The organism is Paracoccus sp. IB05, from assembly GCF_016405985.1.
GTDB lineage: Bacteria > Pseudomonadota > Alphaproteobacteria > Rhodobacterales > Rhodobacteraceae > Pseudogemmobacter.
In genome coordinates, this window is sequence record NZ_JAEFCF010000006.1 from 139134 (window position 1) to 160274 (window position 21141).

22 protein-coding genes are annotated in these 21141 nt (G+C 63.1%); 18 read left to right on the top strand and 4 right to left on the bottom strand.

Annotated features, from left to right (window positions below; genetic code table 11):
* Window positions 1–7 precede the first annotated feature (7 nt).
* From mdh to lpdA, 17 genes are all read left to right on the top strand, one after another.
* Window positions 8–970 carry a malate dehydrogenase gene (mdh, locus tag JC607_RS06170; protein ID WP_198836073.1) on the top strand — a complete coding sequence of 321 codons (963 nt, stop codon included), beginning with the start codon at window positions 8–10 and terminating at the stop codon, window positions 968–970.
* Window positions 971–1079: 109 nt separating this feature from the next.
* Complete coding sequence (locus JC607_RS06175) at window positions 1080–1706, top strand: trimeric intracellular cation channel family protein (RefSeq protein ID WP_233092701.1); 627 nt, start codon at window positions 1080–1082, stop codon at window positions 1704–1706.
* A 73-nt stretch (window positions 1707–1779) separates the two neighbouring features.
* Entirely contained in the window at window positions 1780–1941 is a 162-nt protein-coding gene (locus JC607_RS06180; RefSeq protein ID WP_198836074.1) for a hypothetical protein, read from the top strand.
* A 101-nt stretch (window positions 1942–2042) separates the two neighbouring features.
* A complete protein-coding gene (pepT, locus tag JC607_RS06185; protein ID WP_198836075.1) occupies window positions 2043–3278 on the top strand; it encodes a peptidase T in 1236 nt (411 codons plus the stop codon).
* The gene (locus JC607_RS06190) at window positions 3275–3949 is read left to right on the top strand and encodes a class I SAM-dependent methyltransferase (RefSeq protein WP_198836076.1); all 675 of its coding nucleotides are present in this window, start codon (window positions 3275–3277) and stop codon (window positions 3947–3949) included. Before pepT ends, JC607_RS06190 begins: the two co-directional genes overlap by 4 nt.
* A 219-nt stretch (window positions 3950–4168) precedes the next feature.
* Window positions 4169–5362, top strand: a complete 1194-nt coding sequence (locus JC607_RS06195) for a hypothetical protein (RefSeq protein ID WP_198836077.1) — start codon at window positions 4169–4171, stop codon at window positions 5360–5362.
* Window positions 5363–5592: 230 nt separating this feature from the next.
* A complete protein-coding gene (gene sucC, locus JC607_RS06200; protein ID WP_092901045.1) occupies window positions 5593–6786 on the top strand; it encodes an ADP-forming succinate--CoA ligase subunit beta in 1194 nt (397 codons plus the stop codon).
* Between the two features lie 14 nt (window positions 6787–6800).
* Entirely contained in the window at window positions 6801–6959 is a 159-nt protein-coding gene (locus tag JC607_RS06205; protein WP_198836078.1) for a hypothetical protein, read from the top strand.
* A gap of 8 nt (window positions 6960–6967) precedes the next feature.
* Complete coding sequence (locus JC607_RS06210) at window positions 6968–7480, top strand: hypothetical protein (RefSeq protein ID WP_198836079.1); 513 nt, start codon at window positions 6968–6970, stop codon at window positions 7478–7480.
* A 53-nt stretch (window positions 7481–7533) separates the two neighbouring features.
* The gene (locus tag JC607_RS06215; RefSeq protein WP_198836080.1) at window positions 7534–7803 is read left to right on the top strand and encodes a hypothetical protein; all 270 of its coding nucleotides are present in this window, start codon (window positions 7534–7536) and stop codon (window positions 7801–7803) included.
* Window positions 7804–7900: 97 nt separating this feature from the next.
* Window positions 7901–8785: a succinate--CoA ligase subunit alpha gene (sucD, locus tag JC607_RS06220; RefSeq protein WP_198836081.1), complete on the top strand. Its 885-nt coding sequence runs from the start codon at window positions 7901–7903 to the stop codon at window positions 8783–8785.
* Window positions 8786–8787: 2 nt separating this feature from the next.
* The gene (locus tag JC607_RS06225; RefSeq protein WP_198836082.1) at window positions 8788–9321 is read left to right on the top strand and encodes a DUF805 domain-containing protein; all 534 of its coding nucleotides are present in this window, start codon (window positions 8788–8790) and stop codon (window positions 9319–9321) included.
* Window positions 9318–12281, top strand: a complete 2964-nt coding sequence (locus JC607_RS06230) for a 2-oxoglutarate dehydrogenase E1 component (protein ID WP_198836083.1) — start codon at window positions 9318–9320, stop codon at window positions 12279–12281. The genes JC607_RS06225 and JC607_RS06230 overlap by 4 nt, the downstream gene beginning before the upstream one ends.
* Before the next feature lie 83 nt (window positions 12282–12364).
* Window positions 12365–13582 carry a 2-oxoglutarate dehydrogenase complex dihydrolipoyllysine-residue succinyltransferase gene (gene odhB, locus JC607_RS06235; RefSeq protein WP_233092702.1) on the top strand — a complete coding sequence of 406 codons (1218 nt, stop codon included), beginning with the start codon at window positions 12365–12367 and terminating at the stop codon, window positions 13580–13582.
* Between the two features lie 111 nt (window positions 13583–13693).
* On the top strand, window positions 13694–13915 hold the full coding sequence (locus JC607_RS06240) for a hypothetical protein (protein WP_198836084.1): 222 nt from the start codon (window positions 13694–13696) through the stop codon (window positions 13913–13915).
* The gene (locus JC607_RS06245) at window positions 13912–14310 is read left to right on the top strand and encodes an MAPEG family protein (RefSeq protein ID WP_198836085.1); all 399 of its coding nucleotides are present in this window, start codon (window positions 13912–13914) and stop codon (window positions 14308–14310) included. Before JC607_RS06240 ends, JC607_RS06245 begins: the two co-directional genes overlap by 4 nt.
* 184 nt (window positions 14311–14494) lie before the next feature.
* The gene (gene lpdA / locus JC607_RS06250; RefSeq protein ID WP_198836086.1) at window positions 14495–15883 is read left to right on the top strand and encodes a dihydrolipoyl dehydrogenase; all 1389 of its coding nucleotides are present in this window, start codon (window positions 14495–14497) and stop codon (window positions 15881–15883) included.
* Between the two features lie 86 nt (window positions 15884–15969).
* Here lpdA and JC607_RS06255 read toward each other — a convergent pair whose 3' ends face one another.
* The 4 genes from JC607_RS06255 to JC607_RS06270 all read right to left on the bottom strand — a co-directional run bounded on the left by JC607_RS06255 (window position 15970) and on the right by JC607_RS06270 (window position 18545).
* Window positions 15970–16446, bottom strand: coding sequence for a copper chaperone PCu(A)C (locus JC607_RS06255; RefSeq protein ID WP_198836087.1), 477 nt, complete (start codon window positions 16444–16446; stop codon window positions 15970–15972).
* 62 nt (window positions 16447–16508) lie between these two features.
* A complete protein-coding gene (locus JC607_RS06260) occupies window positions 16509–16862 on the bottom strand; it encodes a hypothetical protein (protein ID WP_198836088.1) in 354 nt (117 codons plus the stop codon).
* 72 nt (window positions 16863–16934) lie between these two features.
* Window positions 16935–17759, bottom strand: a complete 825-nt coding sequence (locus JC607_RS06265; RefSeq protein WP_198836123.1) for a sulfite exporter TauE/SafE family protein — start codon at window positions 17757–17759, stop codon at window positions 16935–16937.
* 81 nt (window positions 17760–17840) lie between these two features.
* The gene (locus JC607_RS06270) at window positions 17841–18545 is read right to left on the bottom strand and encodes a fumarylacetoacetate hydrolase family protein (protein WP_198836089.1); all 705 of its coding nucleotides are present in this window, start codon (window positions 18543–18545) and stop codon (window positions 17841–17843) included.
* A 370-nt stretch (window positions 18546–18915) separates the two neighbouring features.
* On the opposite strand from JC607_RS06270, the gene JC607_RS06275 reads away from it, so the two are divergent.
* A complete protein-coding gene (locus tag JC607_RS06275; RefSeq protein ID WP_198836090.1) occupies window positions 18916–21129 on the top strand; it encodes an NADP-dependent isocitrate dehydrogenase in 2214 nt (737 codons plus the stop codon).
* Window positions 21130–21141: the final 12 nt, after the last annotated feature.

Consider the following 21141-nt stretch of genomic DNA (forward strand, 5'->3'; position numbering starts at 1 on the left):
CATCCCAATGGCACGACCCAGGATTGCCCTTATCGGTGCAGGCCAGATCGGCGGCACGCTCGCCCATCTCGTCGCCACCAAGGAACTCGGCGACGTTATCCTGTTCGACATCGCTGAAGGCACCCCCCAGGGCAAAGCACTTGATCTGGCCCAATGCGGTCCGGTCGCAGGCTTTGACGTGGCGCTTAAAGGCGCGAATTCCTACGAAGATATTGCTGGCGCCGATGTCTGCATCGTCACCGCAGGCGTGCCGCGCAAGCCCGGCATGTCGCGCGATGACCTGCTGGGCATCAACCTCAAGGTCATGAAATCGGTCGGCGAAGGCATCGCGAAATACGCCCCGAACGCTTTCGTAATCTGCATCACCAACCCGCTTGACGCGATGGTCTGGGCCCTGCGCGAATTCTCGGGCCTGCCGCATGAGAAAGTCGTCGGCATGGCGGGCGTCCTTGATTCGGCACGCTTCCGGCACTTCCTCTCGCTCGAGTTCAACGTCTCGATGCGCGACGTTTCAGCCTTCGTGCTGGGCGGCCATGGCGACACGATGGTGCCGCTGACCCGCTATTCGACGGTGGCCGGCATCCCGCTCCCCGATCTGGTCGCCATGGGCTGGACCACGCAGGAAAAGCTCGACGCCATCGTGCAGCGCACCCGTGACGGCGGCGCCGAAATCGTGGGCCTTCTGAAAACCGGCTCGGCCTTCTACGCGCCCGCCACCTCGGCGATCGAAATGGCCGAAGCCTATCTGAAAGACCAGAAGCGCGTCCTCCCGGCCGCAGCCTTCGTCAAAGGCGCCTATGGCCTTGACGGGATCTATGTCGGTGTGCCGACCGTGATCGGCGCCGGCGGCATCGAGAAAGTGGTCGAAATCAAGCTGAACGCGGATGAGCAGGCGATGCTCGACAAATCCATCGACGCGGTCAAAGGTCTCGTGACCGCCTGCAAGGGCATCGATCCCTCGCTGAACTGAGGTTCTTCACCAGTGACTCCACCCGCGCGCGTCTCCTCACCGGGGCGCGCGCTTTTCTTTATGCGGGCATCAGGCCAGGATCACCCTCAGGGCAAAGGCGGAGACAGCGATGAACTGGATGGCGGCGGATTACTCCTCGCTCCTGTGGTGGCTCGATATGACCGGCACTTATGTCTTCGGCCTGTCCGGAGGCATGCTGGCCGTACGCCGCCAGCTTGATCTCTTCGGCGTGATCGTGCTGGCCACGGCGGCCGCCACCGCAGGCGGCGCAATCCGCGATATGGCGATCGGCGACCAGCCGGCAGCAGTGCTGCGCGACCCGTCCTATCTCGTGGTAACACTCATCGCGGGGCTGACGGCCTTCTTCTTTCACCGCCTGATCGAGCGCGCCTCGAAACCGGTGGTGCTGCTGGACGCGCTTGGCCTTGGCACCTTCACCGTCGCCGGCACGCAAAAAGCGCTGATCTTCGGTCTCCCCCCCGCAAGCGCCTGCATGATCGGTGTCCTGACCGCGGTAGGTGGCGGCGTGGTGCGCGATCTCCTCGTGACCGAAATCCCCCGCGTTTTGCGCGAAGAAATTTACGCCATTGCCGCGATCATCGGCGCGGGCCTTGTGATCCTTGGCGACCATCTCGGCTGGCCACCGCTGATCACCACCGCCGCAGCCGTCAGCGCCACATTCACCATCCGCACCCTCTCGGTGCACCTCGGCCTGCGCATCCCGCGCGCGCCCTGAGCACCTGCCACCTGACCTCTTGCCCCGCCGCCCCCTTTGCGTCATGCCACAGGAAACCCCGAAGGAGCCCGTCATGGACTATTCCAAATCCGGCAATCCCAAAAACGCCAAAGACAGCCAGCACGCGCTGGACCTGCCCCGTCGCGGCGCCCCGAAAGACAAGGCCGCAGCCGATAAGAAAGCCGCCCTGCTCGAGCGCATGAAAGCCGCAGCCGAGTCCCGCAAAAAGCCCTGAGCATTTTCTGTCCCCAAATATCCCGGGGGAGTCTGCCAAAGGCAGACGGGGGCAGCGCCCCCCACCCGGCCAGATCCCAGGCACGCCCCGTGACCAACCCGATGTCCAGCCTTATCACCGAGCTCGAACACCGCCTGACCCGCTACTGCGCCATCGACAGCCAGAGCGACCCGGCAAGCCCCTCGCAGCCCTCCACCGCCATACAGCTGAACATGGCGCGCCTTCTGGAAACCGAGCTGGCGGATATCGGCGCAACCGACATCCGCGTCACCGATTACGGCGCCGTGCTGGCGACGATCCCGGCCACCGCCCCCGGCCCGGCGATCGCCTTCCTCGCCCATATGGACACCGCCCCCCAGTTCAACGCGACCGGGGTAAAACCGCGCGTCATCCGGGGCTATAATGGCGGCGAGATCACCTTCCCCGACAATCCGGCGCTGATCCTCTCGCCCGAGACCTCCCCTGGCCTCGCCACACGCCAGGGTCATGACATCGTCACCGCCTCGGGCACCACGCTGCTTGGCGCCGATGACAAGGCCGGCATCGCCATCATCATGGAAGCCGCCCGCCGCCTGATTGCAGATAAACCCGCCCATCCCGAGATCCGCCTCGCCTTCACCCCCGATGAAGAGATCGGCCGCGGCGTCGATCCGCGTCTGCCGAAAGACATCGGCGCCGATTTCGCCTTCACCTTCGACGGCGCCAATCCCGGCGAGATCGAATATGAAAGCTTCTCGGCCGATGGCGCCGAAGTCACGATCAAGGGCGTCTCGATCCATCCCGGCTGGGCCAAAGGCAAGATGGTCAATGCGATCCACCTTGCCGCGAAACTGATCTCTTTCCTGCCGCAAGCCACGATGCAGCCCGAGGTGACCGAAGGCCGCGAGGGCTTCGTCCATGCGGTCGGGATGACCGGCGGCTCCTCGGAAATGGTGATCCATTTCATCCTGCGTGATTTCGAACTGGACGGGCTGAAGGCCAAAGGCGAGATGCTGACCCGCGCCTGCGAGGCCCTCGCGCTGACCGAGCCCCGCGCGGAAATCACCTGCAGGATCAGCCCGCAATACCGCAATATGCGCTACTGGCTCGAGACCGACATGACCCCGGTCGATCTCGCCCGCGCCGCCGCCCGCGATATCGGCCTTGATCCGGTCTCGGTCCCGATCCGGGGCGGCACCGATGGCTCAAGGCTGACCGAGCTTGGCCTGCCCTGCCCCAATCTCTTCACCGGCATGCAGGAAATCCACGGGCCCCGCGAATGGGTCAGCCTCCAGGACATGGCGCAGGCCGTCGCCCTGATGCAGGGCATCGCCACCCGCGCCGCCACCGGCACATGACCCTCGCCTCACCCTATCTGAAGCCTGGCTTTTACGAGGATGCGCTGGTGCGTGGCAAACACCGCGACATCGTCGGCGGTCGCTGGGAAGAAACCGCGCTGCATCAGATGCAGGTGATCCTTGATGAGGGGCTCACGCGGCAGGATCATTTCCTCGATATCGGCTGCGGCTGCCTCAGGCTTGGCCATATGCTGGTGCCCTGGCTCGACCCCGGCCATTACTGGGGCACCGATGCCTCCCGCGCGCTGATGTTGCGCGGTCATGCCGACGAGCTCACGCCCGAAGCCCGATCGCGCCTGCCCGAAGTACAGCTGATTGAGGACAATTCCTTCCGCTTCCCGGGCCTGCCGGAAACCATCACCTTCGCGCTGTGCTGGGGCGTCTTCACCCATCTGCCGGCCGCCCCCCTGCTGCCTGCGCTGAAAACCCTGCGCCATAGCTTCCCCGCGCTGCGCAAGTTCATGCTGACCGTCTTCCTCGCCCCCGATGATCATGCCGGCCCGTTCCGCCAGCGCGACGGCGTGGTAACCCATTCAAACCGCCCGCCCTGGCATCGCAGTGGCGCGGATGTCGCCGCGGATGCTAAGGCCGCCGGCTTTTCGATCCGATGGCGGGAAGACCTGCTGCCCCGTGGCCAGGCGCTCGCAGTGCTCGAACCCCGCCGCGCCTGACATCTGAGGAAGCCTCCGGCGGGGATATTTAAGGACAGAAAATAAACTGTCTTCCGGCATTTTCTGTCCTTAAATATCCCCGGGGTGAGCGGCATAGCCGCGAGGGGGCAGGCCCCCTCTCTTTCGAACGTTGGGAATTCCGCACCCCGGTGGCCTGCAGCGCCTCTTGACCGCGTCCTCCCCCCTCCGCATCCTTTCCCCGCAATACCGGAGGTCCCCATGCGCCGCTTTCTTTGTGCCACCCTGCTTTCGCTGATGCCTGGCCTCGCCTTTGCCGGGCCGCTCGATCTGTCGCATGAGATCCGCGACAAGGGGATCCAGGCCACGCAATCCCGGCTTGCGGCGCTGAACGCGCCGACCGGGGAAGAGGCCTTTGCGCTGGCCGGGCTGCGGTTTCTCGGCGCGGTCGAGCAGGCGCTGCAACTCCGGTGGCAGGTGGGGCTGGAAGCGGACTGGTCCGAACTTCCGATCCTGCGCCTCCCGATCCCGCCCAACCCGGAGGCGCGCGAGATCCGGGGCCAGGACATCACCACCCTGATCGCCGGCATCACCACGGGAATGGACGAGGCCCGCGCAGCCCTTGACCAGGTCGGCAACCGCGATTTCGGGCTCGAGATTGACCTCGCCGATCTGTGGTTCGACATCAACGCGAATGGCCAGCGCGAGCCGGGCGAAGCCATTGCGGATGTCGCGGTGGAAGCTCTTGGCCTCTGGGGCATGGCCCCCGAACCCGGCCAGATCGTCATCCGTTTCGACGGCTCCGACGCCGCCTGGCTTACGGCCTATACGCATCTGATTTCCGGGACGGCCACGGTCTTCCAGGCCTATGACCCCGGTCCGGCGACCGATCGCATCCTGCAATCGACCCGCGACATGCATGCGCTTTGGGGGGACACCCCGCCGCCCAATGCCTGGGATATGATGTTCGGCAATCAGGTCGACCGGGTCACGATCATCCTTCAGGCCCTGGCCCAGGAGCCCGATGCCGCCCTTGCCGCCAAAGCCCATGGCCATTTCCTCGCGATGATCGAGGAGAACCGCCGCTTCTGGACCCTTGTCGCGGCAGAGACCGACAATGACCGCGAATGGGTCCCGAATGAGAAGCAGCTCTCGGCGCTTGGGCTGCAGCTGCCGCCGGGCACCGCCGCGCAATGGCAGGCGGTGCTGGCCGATGCCGAAAAGCTCCTGAAAGGTGAGATCCTGATGCCGCATTGGCGCTATGGGGCCGAGGCCGGGATCAGCCTGAAAAAGCTGTTCGACGCACCTCCGAAAGTGGATCTGATCGGGATGATCCAGGGCGAAGCGCTGCTGCCCTATGCTGAGAAAGGCCTGGTGATGTCGGGCCAGGCCTGGTCGGATTTCGAGCGGCTGATGCAGGGCGATGCCGTGCTGTTCGCGGTATTCTTCAACTGATGCCGCTAACACGAATCACGCGGCCTGCGACTCTGTCACGCCCTTGATTCCTGACAGTTGCAACAAATGTGATCACGGCTGAAAATCTGTGATCACAGCCAGAAAATTCGTGATCACAAAGCGCGGATTTTCGCCTTATATCCCGGATGCGGGGCGGATAGGATTGGCCAGGCCGGATGATCCGTGCCAGAACTGCGCCAGATCATCACCGAATACGGGAATACGGCCCCATGAACATCCACGAATATCAGGCCAAGGCGCTTCTCCGGTCCTATGGCATCCCGGTTTCCGATGGGCGTGTCGTCCTGAAAGCGGAAGACGCCAAGACCGCCGCAGGCGAGCTGGACGGGCCGCTCTGGGTCGTAAAATCGCAGATCCATGCCGGCGGTCGCGGCAAGGGCAAGTTCGTGGAGCCGGAAGCCGGCGACAAGGGCGGCGTGCGGCTCGCGAAATCGGTGGAAGAAGCCGCTGAATTCGCGCGTCAGATGCTCGGGCGCACGCTGGTCACGATCCAGACCGGCCCGGCTGGCAAACAGGTCAACCGCATCTATATCGAAGACGGCTCCGACATCGAGCGCGAGCTGTATCTTGCGCTGCTGATCGACCGCCAGACTTCGCGCATTTCGATCGTGGCCTCGACCGAGGGCGGCATGGATATCGAAGAGGTCGCCCATTCGACACCTGAGAAAATCCACACCATCACCGTCGATCCGGCCACCGGGCTGCAGGATTTCCATGGCCGCCGCGTCGCTTTCGCGCTTGGCCTGAAGGGCGCCCAGGTCAAGCAGGCCGTCGGCATCGTGAAGAACCTCTATAAGCTCTTCATCGACAAAGACATGGATATGCTCGAGATCAACCCGCTGGTCGTGATGACCGATGGCAATCTCAAGCTGCTTGATGCCAAGATGGGCTTTGACGGCAATGCGATCTACCGCCATGCCGATATCGCCGCGCTGCGCGACGAATCCGAAGAAGATCCGAAGGAACTCGAAGCGTCGAAATTCGATCTGAACTATATCGCGCTTGATGGGGAAATCGGCTGCATGGTGAATGGCGCAGGCCTTGCCATGGCGACGATGGACATCATTAAGCTTTACGGCGCGGAACCGGCGAACTTCCTTGATGTTGGTGGCGGTGCCACCAAAGAGAAAGTGACCGAGGCTTTCAAGATCATCACCTCGGATCCGAACGTCAAAGGCATCCTCGTGAATATCTTCGGCGGCATCATGCGCTGCGACATCATCGCCGAGGGCGTGATTGCGGCGGTGAAAGAGGTCGGGCTGAAGGTGCCGCTGGTGGTGCGTCTTGAAGGCACCAATGTCGATCTTGGCAAGAAGATCATCAATGACAGCGGTCTGAATGTGATCGCCGCCGACGACCTGTCGGATGCCGCAGAAAAGATCGTCAAGGCGGTCAAGGGCTGATCCCGATGCGCGCGATGGCCCGAAACCTTGCCCTTTGCGCTGAAGCCTGCGCCAGCACCCCGGCTTTCGCCGGGGCCATGCTGATCGCCGGTTTCGACAGGGCAGGCTGGGAACGGCAGGGCCATGAGGATGAGGGCAGCACGTCTGTCGTCATAATCGACCTGGAGGAATGAGCCGCGCCATGATCCGCTTTCTTCTGGCTTTCACACTGCTTCTCGCCCCGGTGGCGCGGCCTGCACTGGCCGGGAACACTGCGCCCGCTGCGGCGCTCGCGACCGCGCAGGGCGAGGATCTTTTGCAGGCCGCCTATGCCACCTGTCTGTCGCTTGGCGGCGCCGGCAATCAGGCGACCGAGGCGTTCCGGGCCGCAGGCTGGGATGTCGAAACCGATGACGAGGCCGGTTTCTCTGAGATCGCCGGCCCCGAGGAAATTTATGCCCTGACCTGGAGCGATGGCGGCTATTGCCTCGTGCAATCGGAAACCATCGGTTCTGACCGGGCTGCGGCGCTTTTGTCCGGGGTCATCGCGGCGGCGGGGCAGACGGCGGTGGAAGAAACCGGCGAAGACGGCTGTCTCTCGTTCGATCTGCAGAATGACGGCCTGCGGGCCGAAGTCACCTCTTCGGGCAATGACCCCGTCTGTACGTCCGCGGACAGCAGTGGCGTGAGTTTCATGTGGGCCCAGACCGATTAGTGGCCCTCCGGGTCAGGACCCGCAGAATGAGTTTACAGTAAGGAAGCACCCGGATGCGCATCAGACTGACCGTGCCAGCTTTTGTTCTTCTGTCCGCCCTTGCGGCGTGCAGCGGCGGTTACGCGACGCCGGAGAACGACCCCGTCACCGTCTGCGAGGAGCAGGCGGCGATGGCAAAGGCGGGCCGTGTCGACGGGCGCGACATCACCATCACCTGCCCGAGCCGCGACAGCCGCACGGCCACAGGCAACAGCTATGATGCGAAATACGAAATGTATCAGGCGGGCAATGCCGCCATGATCGCGGTCGGCACCGCAAAGTAATCCCGGCCTCAGACGGGCCGGGCAAAGGCGAAGAACATGCGTCCTCCTGGTCCGTCCAGGCCGACATCTGCAAAAAGTTACCCTCAAGGAGGCCCGGATGGCCGTTCTGATCAACAATACCACCAAGGTCATCTGCCAGGGCATCACCGGCTCGCAGGGCACCTTCCACACCGAGCAGGCGATTGCCTATGGCACGAAAATGGTCGGCGGTGTGACCCCGGGCAAAGGTGGTTCAAGCCACCTCGGTCTGCCGGTCTTCGATTCGGTCCATGATGCGGTCGAAAAGACCGGCGCCGATGCAACCGTGATCTATGTGCCGCCGCCCTTCGCAGCAGATTCGATTCTCGAAGCGATCGATGCCGAGATCCCGCTGATCGTGGCGATCACCGAGGGCATCCCGGTTCTCGACATGATGAAGGTGAAGCGCGCACTGATTAACTCGAAATCGCGTCTGATCGGGCCGAACTGCCCGGGCGTCATGACGCCCTCGCAATGCAAGATCGGCATCATGCCGGGGAATATCTTCTCGGTCGGCTCGGTCGGGGTTGTGTCACGTTCGGGCACGCTTACCTATGAAGCGGTGAAGCAAACCACCGATGTCGGCCTCGGCCAGTCTTCGGCAGTGGGCATCGGCGGCGACCCGATCAAGGGCACCGAGCATCTTGACGTTTTGGAAATGTTCCTCGCGGATCCTGAGACCCATTCGATCATCATGATCGGCGAAATCGGTGGTTCCGCCGAAGAGGAAGCTGCGCAATTCCTGGCAGACGAGAAGAAGAAAGGCCGCTGGAAGCCGACCGCCGGCTTTATCGCGGGCCGCACCGCCCCTCCGGGCCGCCGGATGGGCCATGCCGGCGCCATTGTGGCGGGCGGCAAAGGCGATGCGGAATCGAAAATCGAGGCCATGCTGAGCGCAGGCATCGTGGTGGCAGACAGCCCCGCGACGTTGGGCGAGGCTGTGCTGAAAGCGATCAAGGGCTGATCATGCGACTGGCGCAGGCCATAAAGACCGGCTTCCTGCGGTCTTTCCGGTTTTCGGGGCGGGCTTCCCGCTCTGAATACTGGTTGTTCCTGCTGCCAGGCCTTGCGCTGCCCCTGACAGCATTCGCGCTGCTGCGTGGTGCCGTGCCGGATATAACTGTGCCACAAAGCCTCGGCCTTGCGGCATTCACGCTTTTGCCGCTTGCCGCCGTCACAAGCCGCAGGCTGGCCGACAGCAACACCGATCCTGCGGATATGCGGCTGCCGATGGGCCTGCTGGTTGTGTTTCTGATCAGCCTCAACCTGGGCGACGGGTTCTTCGGCTCGTTCATGGCAACCCTTGCCCTGCTGGATGGTCCCGGCGGCTTTGGCTTCTTCCTGTTCTATGGCCCGCTTTTGCTGCTGGTCCTTGCGCTGACCTGCCTTTCTTTTCTTGCCGGTGCGTTCTCCGGTGCCTCTCTCTTCGGGCATATGGCACTGCTATCCTCGCCCGGTCCCAACCGTTACGGTCCCAACTCCTCCGAGGTCCAGTCATGACCGACCAGTCCCCCACCGCCGCTTTCAATGCCTCGTCTTTCATGGACGGGGCCAATGCCGATTACATCGACCAGCTTCAGGCGCGCTATGCTGCTGACCCGAATTCGGTCGATGCCGCCTGGGCTGAATTCTTCCGCGCGCTTGGTGACAGCGAGGCGGATGCGAGAAAGGCCGCCGCCGGCCCGTCCTGGGCGCGCGCGGACTGGCCGCCACAGCCGGTGGACGATCTGACTGCCGCACTGACCGGCGAATGGCCGGCGTCTCAGGCGAAAGATGCGAAGGCTGCGGGATCGAAAATCGCGGCCAAGGCGCAGGATCAGGGCGTCAATCTGACCGAGGCGCAGCTGCAGCGCGCCGTGATCGATTCCATCCGCGCGCTGATGATCATCCGCGCCTACCGGATCCGCGGCCACCTCGCCGCCGATCTCGACCCGCTGAACATGCGCGATGAGAGCAACCACCCGGAGCTTGATCCGGCATCTTATGGCTTTTCCGAAGCGGATCTCGACCGGCCGATCTTCCTTGATAATGTGCTCGGGCTGACCCATGCCTCGATGCGCCAGATCACCGATATCCTGAAGCGCACCTATTGCGGCACTTTCGCGCTGCAATACATGCATATCTCGAACCCCGAGGAAGCCTCCTGGCTGAAAGAGCGGATCGAGGGCTATGGCAAAGAAATCGCCTTCACCCGTGAAGGCCGCCGCGCGATCCTCAACAAGCTCGTCGAGGCCGAGGGCTATGAGAAATTCCTCCATGTGAAATACATGGGCACCAAGCGGTTCGGCCTTGATGGCGGCGAAGCCCTGATCCCCGCTATGGAGCAGATCTTCAAACGCGGCGGTCAGCTGGGTGTCAAGGATATCGTCATCGGCATGCCCCACCGGGGCCGGCTGAACATCCTGGCGAATGTGCTGGCGAAACCCTACCGCGCCATTTTCAACGAATTCCAGGGGGGCAGCTTTAAGCCCGAGGATGTCGATGGCTCGGGCGATGTGAAATACCATCTCGGCGCCTCCTCGGACCGCACCTTTGACGGCAATACCGTCCACGTCTCGCTGACCGCGAACCCCTCGCACCTCGAGGCCGTGAACCCCGTCGTCCTCGGCAAGGTCCGCGCGAAACAGGACCAGTTGAATGACGTGGCCGAGCGTGTGGCCGTGCTGCCGATCCTGCTGCATGGCGACGCGGCTTTCGCGGGCCAGGGCGTGGTGGCGGAATGTCTGCAACTCTCGGGCATCCGGGGCCACCGCACCGGCGGCTGTATCCATATCATCGTGAACAACCAGATCGGGTTTACGACCGCACCGCATTTCTCGCGCACCTCGCCCTATCCGACCGATATCGCGCTGATGGTCGAAGCGCCGATCTTCCACGTGAACGGGGATGACCCCGAAGCCGTGGTCCATGCCGCGCGTATTGCGACCGAGTTCCGCCAGAAATTCCACAAGGACGTGGTTCTGGACATCTTCTGCTACCGCCGCTTTGGTCACAACGAAGGCGACGAGCCGATGTTCACCAACCCGGCGATGTATAAAAACATCCGCAAGCAAAAGACCACTTTGCAGCTTTATACCGAGCGGCTGGTGAAAGACGGCCTCATCCCCGAGGGGGAAATCGAGGATATGAAAGCCGCCTTCCAGGCTCATCTGAATGAGGAATTCGAGGCCGGTAAGGAATATAAGCCGAACAAGGCCGACTGGCTGGACGGGCGCTGGAAATCCATGAGCCGGCCCGGTGCTGATAACTATCAGCGTGGCGAGACCTGGATCAAACCAGAGACGCTCCAGGAAATCGGCACCGCGCTGACCCGCCTGCCCGACGGCTTTGACGCCCATAAGACGGTTACCCGCCTGCTTGAGGCCAAGAAGAAGATGTTCGAGACCGGCGAGGGCTTTGACTGGGCCACCGCCGAGGCACTGGCCTTCGGCTCGCTTCAGGTCGAGGGCTTCCCGGTCCGTCTCTCGGGCCAGGACTGCACCCGCGGCACCTTCTCGCAGCGCCATTCCGGCATTGTCGACCAGTCGACCGAGGAACGTTACTACCCGCTGAACCATATCCGCGCCGGCCAGGCCCGCTATGAGGTCATCGATTCGATGCTCTCGGAATATGCGGTCCTTGGGTTCGAATATGGCTATTCGCTGTCAGAGCCGAACGCCCTGACGCTCTGGGAAGCGCAATTCGGCGATTTCGCCAATGGCGCGCAGATCATGTTCGACCAGTTCGTGAACTCGGGCGAGAGCAAATGGCTCCGGATGTCGGGTCTTGTGGTTCTCTTGCCGCATGGGTTCGAGGGCCAGGGGCCGGAACACTCTTCCGCGCGTCTGGAACGCTTCCTCCAGCTCTCGGCCGAGGAAAACTGGATCGTCGCGAACTGCACCACGCCCGCGAACTATTTCCACATCCTGCGCCGCCAGCTGCATCGCGATTTCCGCAAACCGCTGATCCTGATGACGCCGAAATCCTTGCTGCGCCACCCGATGGCGATCTCGAAGGCCGAGGATTTCACCGATGGATCGACCTTCCACCGCGTGTTGTGGGACGATGCGCAGAAGGGCAATTCGGAAACGAAACTGCAGGCCGATGACAAGATCCGCCGCGTGGTGATCTCTTCGGGCAAGGTCTATTACGACCTGCTCGCGGAACGCGATGCGCGCGGTCTCGATGACGTCTACCTGCTGCGCCTGGAACAGATCTACCCGGTCCCGACTGTGGCCCTGCAGATCGAACTGGCGCGTTTCGCCAATGCCGATTTCGTCTGGTGCCAGGAAGAGCCGAAGAACCAAGGCGCCTGGTCCTTCATCGAACCGGAGCTGGAGCAGCTGCTGACCCGTGTGCGCGGCACCACCACCCGCCCGGCCTATGCGGGCCGCGTGGCTTCGGCCTCGCCCGCGACTGGTCTCGCCTCGCGTCATAAGACCGAACAGACCGCCCTGGTCGCTGCGGCGCTTGCTGACTGAATTTCCTCCCGCGCGGGTCGCGCGCGGGGAAATCGAAATCTGACTGATGCCCGCCAGACCAAGGGGGCTAAGGAGTTGAGAAGATGACTGACGTAATGGTCCCCGCGCTCGGTGAATCCGTGTCCGAGGCAACCGTTTCCACCTGGTTCAAAAAGGTCGGTGACACGGTGGCCCAGGACGAGATGCTTTGCGAACTCGAAACCGACAAGGTTTCGGTCGAGGTCCCCTCGCCCGTGGCCGGCGTTCTGGTCGAGATCATCGCCCAGGAAGGCGAGACCGTCGCCGCCAATGCGCGTCTCGCAATCGTGAGCGAAGGTGCCGCCGGCGCCGCCCCTGCAGCCCCCGCTGCCAAAGCGGAGGCCCCGAAAGCCGCGCCCGCCCCGGCAGGCAAGGATGTCGAAGACGCGCCCTCGGCGAAGAAAGCCATGGCCGAAGCCGGGCTCACCCGCGACCAGGTCCAGGCCTCCGGCAAGGATGGCCGGGTGATGAAGGAAGACGTGGCGCGTGCCGTGGCCGGTGCCCCGGGCGCTGCGGCCGCCGCTGTCGCGCCTGCGCCCGCGCCCGCCGCGATCCCGCGCGCGCCTGTGCCCGCCGATGACGCTGCCCGTGAAGAGCGTGTCAAGATGACCCGCCTGCGCCAGACCATCGCGCGCCGGTTGAAAGACGCGCAGAACACCGCCGCCATGCTGACCACCTATAATGAGGTGGATATGTCGGGGATCATGCAGCTCCGCAGTGAATACAAGGACCAGTTCGAGAAAAAGCACGGCGTCAAGCTCGGCTTCATGTCCTTCTTCGTTAAGGCCTGCACCCACGCGCTGAAAGAAGTGCCCGAGGTCAATGCCGAGATCGACGGCACCGATGTCGTCTATAAAAACTATGTCCATATGGGCGTGGCGGTCGGGACGCCGACGGGCCTTGTCGTGCCGGTGGTGCGTGACGCCGACCAGATGGGCTTTGCCGCGATCGAGAAAAAGATCGCCGAGCTTGGCCTGCGCGCCCGGGACGGCAAGCTGACCATGGCAGAAATGCAGGGCGGCTCTTTCACCATCTCGAATGGCGGTGTTTACGGCTCGCTGATGTCCTCGCCGATCCTGAACCCGCCGCAATCCGGGATCCTCGGCATGCACAAGATCCAGGACCGCCCGGTCGTCGTGGGCGGCCAGATCGTGATCCGCCCGATGATGTATCTGGCGCTTTCCTATGATCACCGCATCGTCGACGGCAAAGGCGCCGTGACCTTCCTCGTCCGCGTCAAAGAGGCGCTGGAAGACCCGCGCCGCCTGCTGATGGATCTCTGACCGGCGCAAAATCCCGCAATCGCCTGCCGCGGGCGGAACCGAACCAGGCTCCGCCCGCTTTCTCTGACGAGGCGCGGCATACCGCCGCCCGCAGGGAGACGGAGACCCAGCATGCAACAAGCCCTTATCCGCACCAGCTCCACCGCCTTCACCGGCCATGACCCGGCTTTCGGGGATACCGGCCTGACCCAGCTGCAAATCTGGGCCGGCGAGAATGGCAGCCGCCTGTTTCTCTTCCAGGTCAATGATCCGGCGGCGGCAGAGGAATGGCTGAAAGCGCAAAAGGCGCTTGGCCATATCTCCTCGGCCGAATTTCTCAGGACCGCAGGATGACATCCGAGCTCAGCGCCCTGGTGATCGCCATCCTGTTGCAGGCCGCAGCCATCGGCATCGCCGGCGCGCAAATGAACCGTGAACTGGGGCTGCGCTACAATGCCGGCCCCCGCGACAAAAGCCCGGAAATGTCGCCGCGCCTCGGCAGGCTGCGCCGCGCGGTGGCGAACGGGTTCGAAGGGCTCGCGATGTTTGCACCATTGGTGCTGGTGGTGGTGATCGCGGGAAAGACTTCCGCGCTGACCGCCATCGCGGCCTGGGTCTATGTCCTCGCCCGCCTCGCCTATATCCCCGCCTATGCCCTGGCCTGGTCGCCCTGGCGTTCGGTGATCTGGCTGGCCGGATTTCTCGCCACGATCCTGCTCGCAGGTATCGCGCTCTTCGCCGGAACCTGAGGTGCCAGGATGGAAATGGTCGAACCAGGTCAGTCCTGGCTTTTCTGCTTACTCGCACTCGCGGACCCGCTTCCGCTGATCCTCCAGGTCGTGAAAATCCTGTTCTGATTTTCTGTCCTTAAATATCCCCGGGGGTCCGGGGGCAGGCAGCCCCCGGCTCTCCGCCAGCACAAGGAAACCACCCATGGCAGATTTCGACGTTATCGTGATCGGCGGCGGCCCCGGCGGCTATGTGGCCGCGATCCATGCCGCGCAACTTGGCCTGAAAACCGCCTGTGTCGAAGGGCGTGAAACCCTTGGCGGCACCTGCCTGAACATCGGCTGCATTCCGTCGAAAGCGCTGCTGAATGCCACGCACCAGCTGCACGAGGTTCATGAGAACTTCGAGAAAATGGGCCTGATGGGTGCCAATCCCAAAGTCGACTGGGAACGGATGCTGCGCTACAAGGATGACGTGGTGACCGGAAACACGAAGGGGATCGAATTCCTCTTCAAAAAGAACAAGGTGACCTGGCTGAAGGGCTGGGGCTCGATCCCTGCCGCCGGTCAGGTCAAGGTCGGCGATGAGGTCCATACCGCGAAAAACATCATCATCGCCACCGGCTCGGTGCCCTCGGTCCTGCCGGGCATCACCATCGACGAACAGGTCATTGTCACCTCGACCGGTGCGCTCGCGCTGCCGAAGATCCCGAAAAGCATGGTCGTGATCGGCGCCGGCGTCATCGGGCTGGAAATGGGCTCAGTCTATGCCCGTCTCGGCGCCGAAGTGACCGTGGTCGAATATCTCGACACGATCACCCCCGGCATGGATGCCGAGGTGGCGAAAAGCTTCCAGAAAATCCTTACGAAACAAGGGTTCAAATTCGTGCTCGGTGCCGCCGTCCAGGTGGTGGAGCGCACGAAGAAAGGCGCGAAAGTCGCCTGGAAGCTGAAGAAGAACGATTCGGCGGGCGAGATCGAGGCCGATGTCGTCCTCGTCGCCACCGGGCGCAAACCCTTTACCGACGGGCTGGGCCTCGGGGCCCTCGGGGTCGAGATCCTGCCGCGCGGCCAGATCAAGGTCGACGAGCACTGGCAGACCTCGGTCCCGGGCATCTATGCCATTGGGGACGCGGTTCCCGGCCCGATGCTCGCCCATAAGGCCGAGGATGAGGGCATGGCGGTCGCCGAGGTTATCGCCGGCAAGGCGGGCCATGTGAATTACGGCGTGATCCCCGGCGTGGTCTATTCGACGCCCGAAGTCGCCAGCGTTGGCAAGACCGAAGAGCAGCTGAAAGAGGAAGGCCGCGCTTATAAAGTGGGCAAATTCCCCTTCATGGGCAATGCCCGCGCCAAGGCGGTGTTCCAGGCGGATGGTTTCGTCAAGCTGCTGGCCGATAAGGATACCGACCGCATTCTCGGCTGTCATATCATCGGGCCTGGTGCGGGCGATCTGATCCATGAAGTCTGTGTCGCGATGGAATTCGGCGCCTCGGCGCAGGATCTGGCGCTGACCTGCCACGCCCATCCGACCTATTCCGAAGCGGTGCGCGAAGCGGCGCTGGCCTGCGGCCTTGGCGCGATCCACGCCTGACCCCTCTACTTCCCGCAGAAATAGCAAAGGGCGGGTGCATGGCACCCGCCCTTTGTCTTTTGCCCGGGCCAATCCCTGGGTCCCGGTCAGTGACCGCTATGATCCTCGGCCTCTTTCGGTTCGTCGATCGAGAATTCCACATCGATCCGGCCCGCCCGTTCAAAGACCAGGGTGCCGGGAACCATTTCGCCTTTTTTCAGGCTCTGCTTCAGACCCATGAACATGATGTGATAACCGCCACGCTCCAGCGCGATGGTCTCACCGGCGGGGATTTCCAGCACCGGCACATGGTTCATCGTGGTGACGCCATTCGCATCCATGTCTGTCACATGCAGCTCGGTCTTTTCGGCCAGATCGCTTTCGACCCCGATCAGCCGGTCGGGTTCGGTCCCGGTATTGGTGATCCTGAGAAAGCCCCCCGCAGTTTTCGCCACAGCGGGCGGGGTCGGGATATAGGGATGGCCGATTTCAAGATCGCCGCCCTTGAAGCCATGTGCGAAAGCCGCACCCGAGACCACGCCCGAGATCATGATTGCAGCCAGAGCCGCGCTGAGAATTTTCATCGTTCTGTTCCGTTTTCCATCAGAGGGGTAACCGGCATCTGCCGGTGGCAAGACATCCGCTCTCAGATGGATGGGGGGCCGCGCGCCTCGGGGATCGACCAGGCGAACGCTGCGCGAATGGGGGCCGGAGGCACCGGCTCCAGCGCCAGAACAAAGCGATAGGTGATTTCTGACAGACCCGCAGGCGGCTCGGGCACTGTGGCCGTATCGCTCAGCCGGCACAGCGGACAGTCGCCCGGCGCGAAGATGCCATCGCCGCAAAGCTCGTTGAGATTGCCGCCCGCCATGATGAAATTGCGCATGGCGAGATCACCGCCCGCCGGCACCTTATGCGCATAGGCCGTTACCGTCATGGCAAGAACCATGAGGCAGGCGATCATCGCCCCGGTCAGCTTCTGGATAAGGTTCCGAGTCATCGGGCGGCAAGATGCCCGATCCGCAGGGGCCTGGCAATGCGGCAGCTTACCCCAGGGGGAAGGTTTCTGCCCTTACCAGCCAAGCGCCTTGCGCAGCATATTGGCCGCGACAAGGATCAGGAAGACCGCGAAAATACGTTTCAGCGGCCTCGGGTCCATCGCATGTGCCAGTTTCACCCCATAGCTGGTGGTGACCATGGTGATGCCGATCACCACGGCGAAGGCCGGCAGGTTCACCGCGCCGAGCGTCAGCGGCGGGCGCGTGGCCGGGTCCAGCGGCATGAACAGAAACCCGATCACCGACGGCACCGCGATGGTGATGCCAAAGCCCGACGCCGTCGCCACAGCGCGGTGGATCGGCACGCCGTAAAGCGTCATCAGCGGCACGCCAAAGGATCCGCCGCCGATCCCCATCAGCACGGACAGAAAGCCGAGCACCGAGGATTGCGCGGCACGCACCGGCCCGGTCGGCATCGCGTCGGCGATGCGCCAGCTTTGCCTGCCAAAGGCCATGTAAAGCCCCACGACCATTCCCAGCACGCCGAAAATCGCCTGAAGCGCGTCTGATCGCATCTGGCTTGCTGCCAGCATGCCAAGGATCGCGCCGATCACAATCCCCGGCGCCCAGGTCTTCAGCACCTCCCAGTCGACGGCGCCCTTGCGGTTATGCGCCATGACCGAACGGATCGAGGTGAAGATGATCGTTGCCAGCGAGGTCGCGAGGCAGACCTGCATCACCTGCGGCCCGCCATAGCCAAGCGCGGTGAAGACATAGAAGAAGGCCGGCACCAGCACGATGCCGCCGCCAACGCCCAGAAGCCCGGCAATGATCCCGGCAAGCGCGCCGACCACGAACAAAAGCGCCACCAGCGGCAACAGGGTTGCAAGATCGGGGATCACGGGCGCCTCCTGAAGAATATGCGCCCTGCATAGGTCAGTGCGCCCACAGAGAAAAGCCCGTGCAGGTCTTCGCACCGATCAGGCGAGACGCAGCGTGAGATCCCCGATGCCATCGATATGGGCCACCAGCAGATCACCGCGCCCGACCGCTCCGACGCCCGCAGGGGTGCCGGTCATGATGATATCGCCGGGGCGAAGGGTGAAGAACCGCGACAGCACCGCGATGATTTCCGGCACTTTCCAGATCATCTGGTTCAGATCGCCCTCCTGGCGGCGCTTGCCATTCACATCAAGCGTGATGGCGCCGGATACCGGGTGACCGATCAGGGCCACTGGCACCAGCGGCCCGCAAGGCGCGGAATTTTCGAAGCTTTTCGCGATCTCCCAGGGCCGGCCGAGCTTTTTCGCCTCGGACTGGAGGTCGCGGCGCGTCATGTCGAGGCCGATGCCATAGCCCCAGACATGATCCGGCGCCGCGCTTTCAGGGATATCCCGTCCCCCTTTGGACAGCGCCACCACCAGCTCGACCTCGTGATGCAGATCGCTGGTCGCAGCCGGATAAGGCATCGTGGCCCCGGTCAGGATGCTGTCCGCGCTTTTGAGAAAGAAGAACGGCGGCTCGCGATCCGGATCATGGCCCATCTCGACGGCATGGGCGGCATAATTGCGCCCGATGCAGAAAATGCGCCCCACGGGAAAACGCGCATCCGTTCCCCGGACCGACAGGCCCGGCTGCGGCGGGGGTGTGATCACCCAATGGGCGGTATCATGTGAATCGGGCATCCGGGCGGGCTCCTCACAGGTGTTTCATCCGTTTTCCGGCCCCGTCGGGATTTGCACAAGCCCCGCTGTGCCGGCAGTTGTGATCACATTCTGCCGGAAGGCCGGCGCTTGTTATGGCAATCAGGCCCTGAAGGGCCTTACCGGCCCTGCAAAACCGGCGAAAATACGGAAAAATCAGCCTTTGCTGCGGTTGCACAGTTGCACCGGCGGCAACTGTCGCCCAGAAGAGGCACAGAGTTGAATTGCCCCTCTCAGGGCAGCTCCGGCGCGGGGTCGTCAGGGCTGCACCAAAGGCACGGGGCCCCGGCATTGACCGCCCCATTCAGCCCCGGGCGGATGACGTGAATCGCTAACGGAGGATCAGCCGACCATGGCCGACAAGGGAATGCCCGCAATCGTTTACACCAAAGTGGATGAGGCACCGGAACTCGCCTCATATTCGCTGCTGCCGATCGTCCGGCGTTTTGCGAAAGCGGCCGGGATCTCGGTTGCAACCCGTGACATTTCGCTGGCGGGCCGCATCATCTCGGCCTTCCCGGAACGTCTGACCGCGGCGCAGAAACAGGCGGATGATCTTGCGGGTCTGGGCGAATGGGTGAAGACGCCCGAGGCCAATGTGATCAAGCTCCCGAACGTATCTGCCTCGGTGCCGCAGCTGGTGGCGGCGATCAGGGAACTCCAGGGCCAGGGCTACGCCCTGCCGGATTACCCGGCGGAACCGGCCACGGCTGAGGAAAAAGAGATCCGCGCACGTTACGATGCGATCAAGGGCTCGGCCGTGAACCCGGTATTGCGCGAAGGCAATTCCGACCGCCGTGCCGCGAAAGCGGTCAAGAATTATGCGAAAGCGCATCCGCATTCGATGGGGAAATGGGCCAGCGACAGCAAAACCCGTGTAGCGGCGATGACGGGCGGCGATTTCTTCTCCAACGAAACCTCGGTGACCCTGAGCGCCGCACAGGCCGGCCCCGTGAAGATCGAACTGTCGGGCGCCTCCGGCAAGGTCACTGTGCTGAAAGAGGGCGTCAATCTGCCCGAAGGCACCGTGGTTGACGCGACCTTCATGTCGGTGAAAGCGCTGGATGCGTTTCTGGCGGATGAGATCGAAAAGACCAAAGCCGAAGGCATCCTGTTCTCGGTCCATCTGAAAGCCACGATGATGAAGGTCTCGGACCCGATCATCTTCGGCCATGTGGTGAAGGCCTGGCTGAAGCCGGTTTACGAGAAACACCCGGACCTGGCCGATCTCGATGCGAATGGCGGGCTTGGCAGCCTGCTGGCCCAGATCAGGGCGCTGCCGGATGGCGAGACGATCCTTGCCGATGTCGATGCCACGATGGCCGCGCGCCCGCCATTGTACATGGTGAATTCAGACAAGGGCATCACCAACCTGCATGTGCCCTCGGATGTGATCATCGACGCCTCGATGCCGGCGCTTTTGCGTGCGGGCGGCAAGGGCTGGGGTCCGGATGGCAAAGAGGCAGACACGGTCTGCGTGATCCCGGACACCTCTTATGCCCCCGTCTATGATGAAAGCGTGAAATATTTCATCGAGACCGGCGCGCTGGATCCGGCGACTGCTGGCACGGTGCAGAATATCGGGCTGATGGCACAAAAGGCCGAGGAATATGGCTCGCACCCGACGACGTTCGAGGTGCCCGAGGACGGCACCATCCGCGTCATCGCGGCGAATGGAGATGTGCTGCATGAGCATAGGGTGGAAAAAGGCGACATCTGGCGCCTGTGTTCGACCCGCAAGGCCGCGATCCTCGACTGGGTGCAGCTGGCCATCGACCGCCAGCGGCTCGAAGGCTGCCAGGCGATCTTCTGGCTCGATGAGGCCCGCGCCCATGACCGGGAACTTCTGAATTACGTTCGCCCGATCCTGAAGGATAAAGGCGTCGAGGCGAAGTTCCAGGTGCTCGCGCCGCGCGAGGCCACCCGGCTTTCGTTTGAAACCATCCGTGCCGGCAAGGACTCGATCGCGATCACCGGCAACGTCCTGCGCGACTACCTGACCGACCTGTTCCCGATCCTCGAACTGGGCACCTCGGCCAAGATGCTTTCCATCGTGAAACTGATGCAGGGCGGCGGCATGTTCGAGACCGGCGCCGGCGGTTCGGCCCCGAAACATGTCCAGCAGCTGATGGAGGAAAACCACCTCCGCTGGGACAGCCTCGGTGAATTCTGCGCGCTTGGCGAAAGCCTGAGCTTCCTCGCGGAGGCGACCGGCAATGAGAAGGCGCGCGTCCTTGGCGCAGCCGTGGATCAGGCAACCCAGGGCATCCTGGATCATGACCGCAGCCCGGGCCGCAAGGCCGGTCAGCCCGACAATCGCGACAGCCATTTCTGGTTCGCGCTTTATTGGGCCGATGCGCTGGCGAAACAGAATTCCGACGCCGAACTGGCTGCGGAATTCGCCCCCATCGCGAAAGCCCTGTCCGAAGGCGAGGCCACCATCACCGCCGAGCTGCGCGCGGATCGTGGCAAGCCGGTCGATCTTGGCGGCTATTACCATGGCGATGCGGCAAAAACCGCTGCCGTGATGCGCCCCTCGAAAACGCTGAACGCCATCATCGGCTGACACCGCCGACAG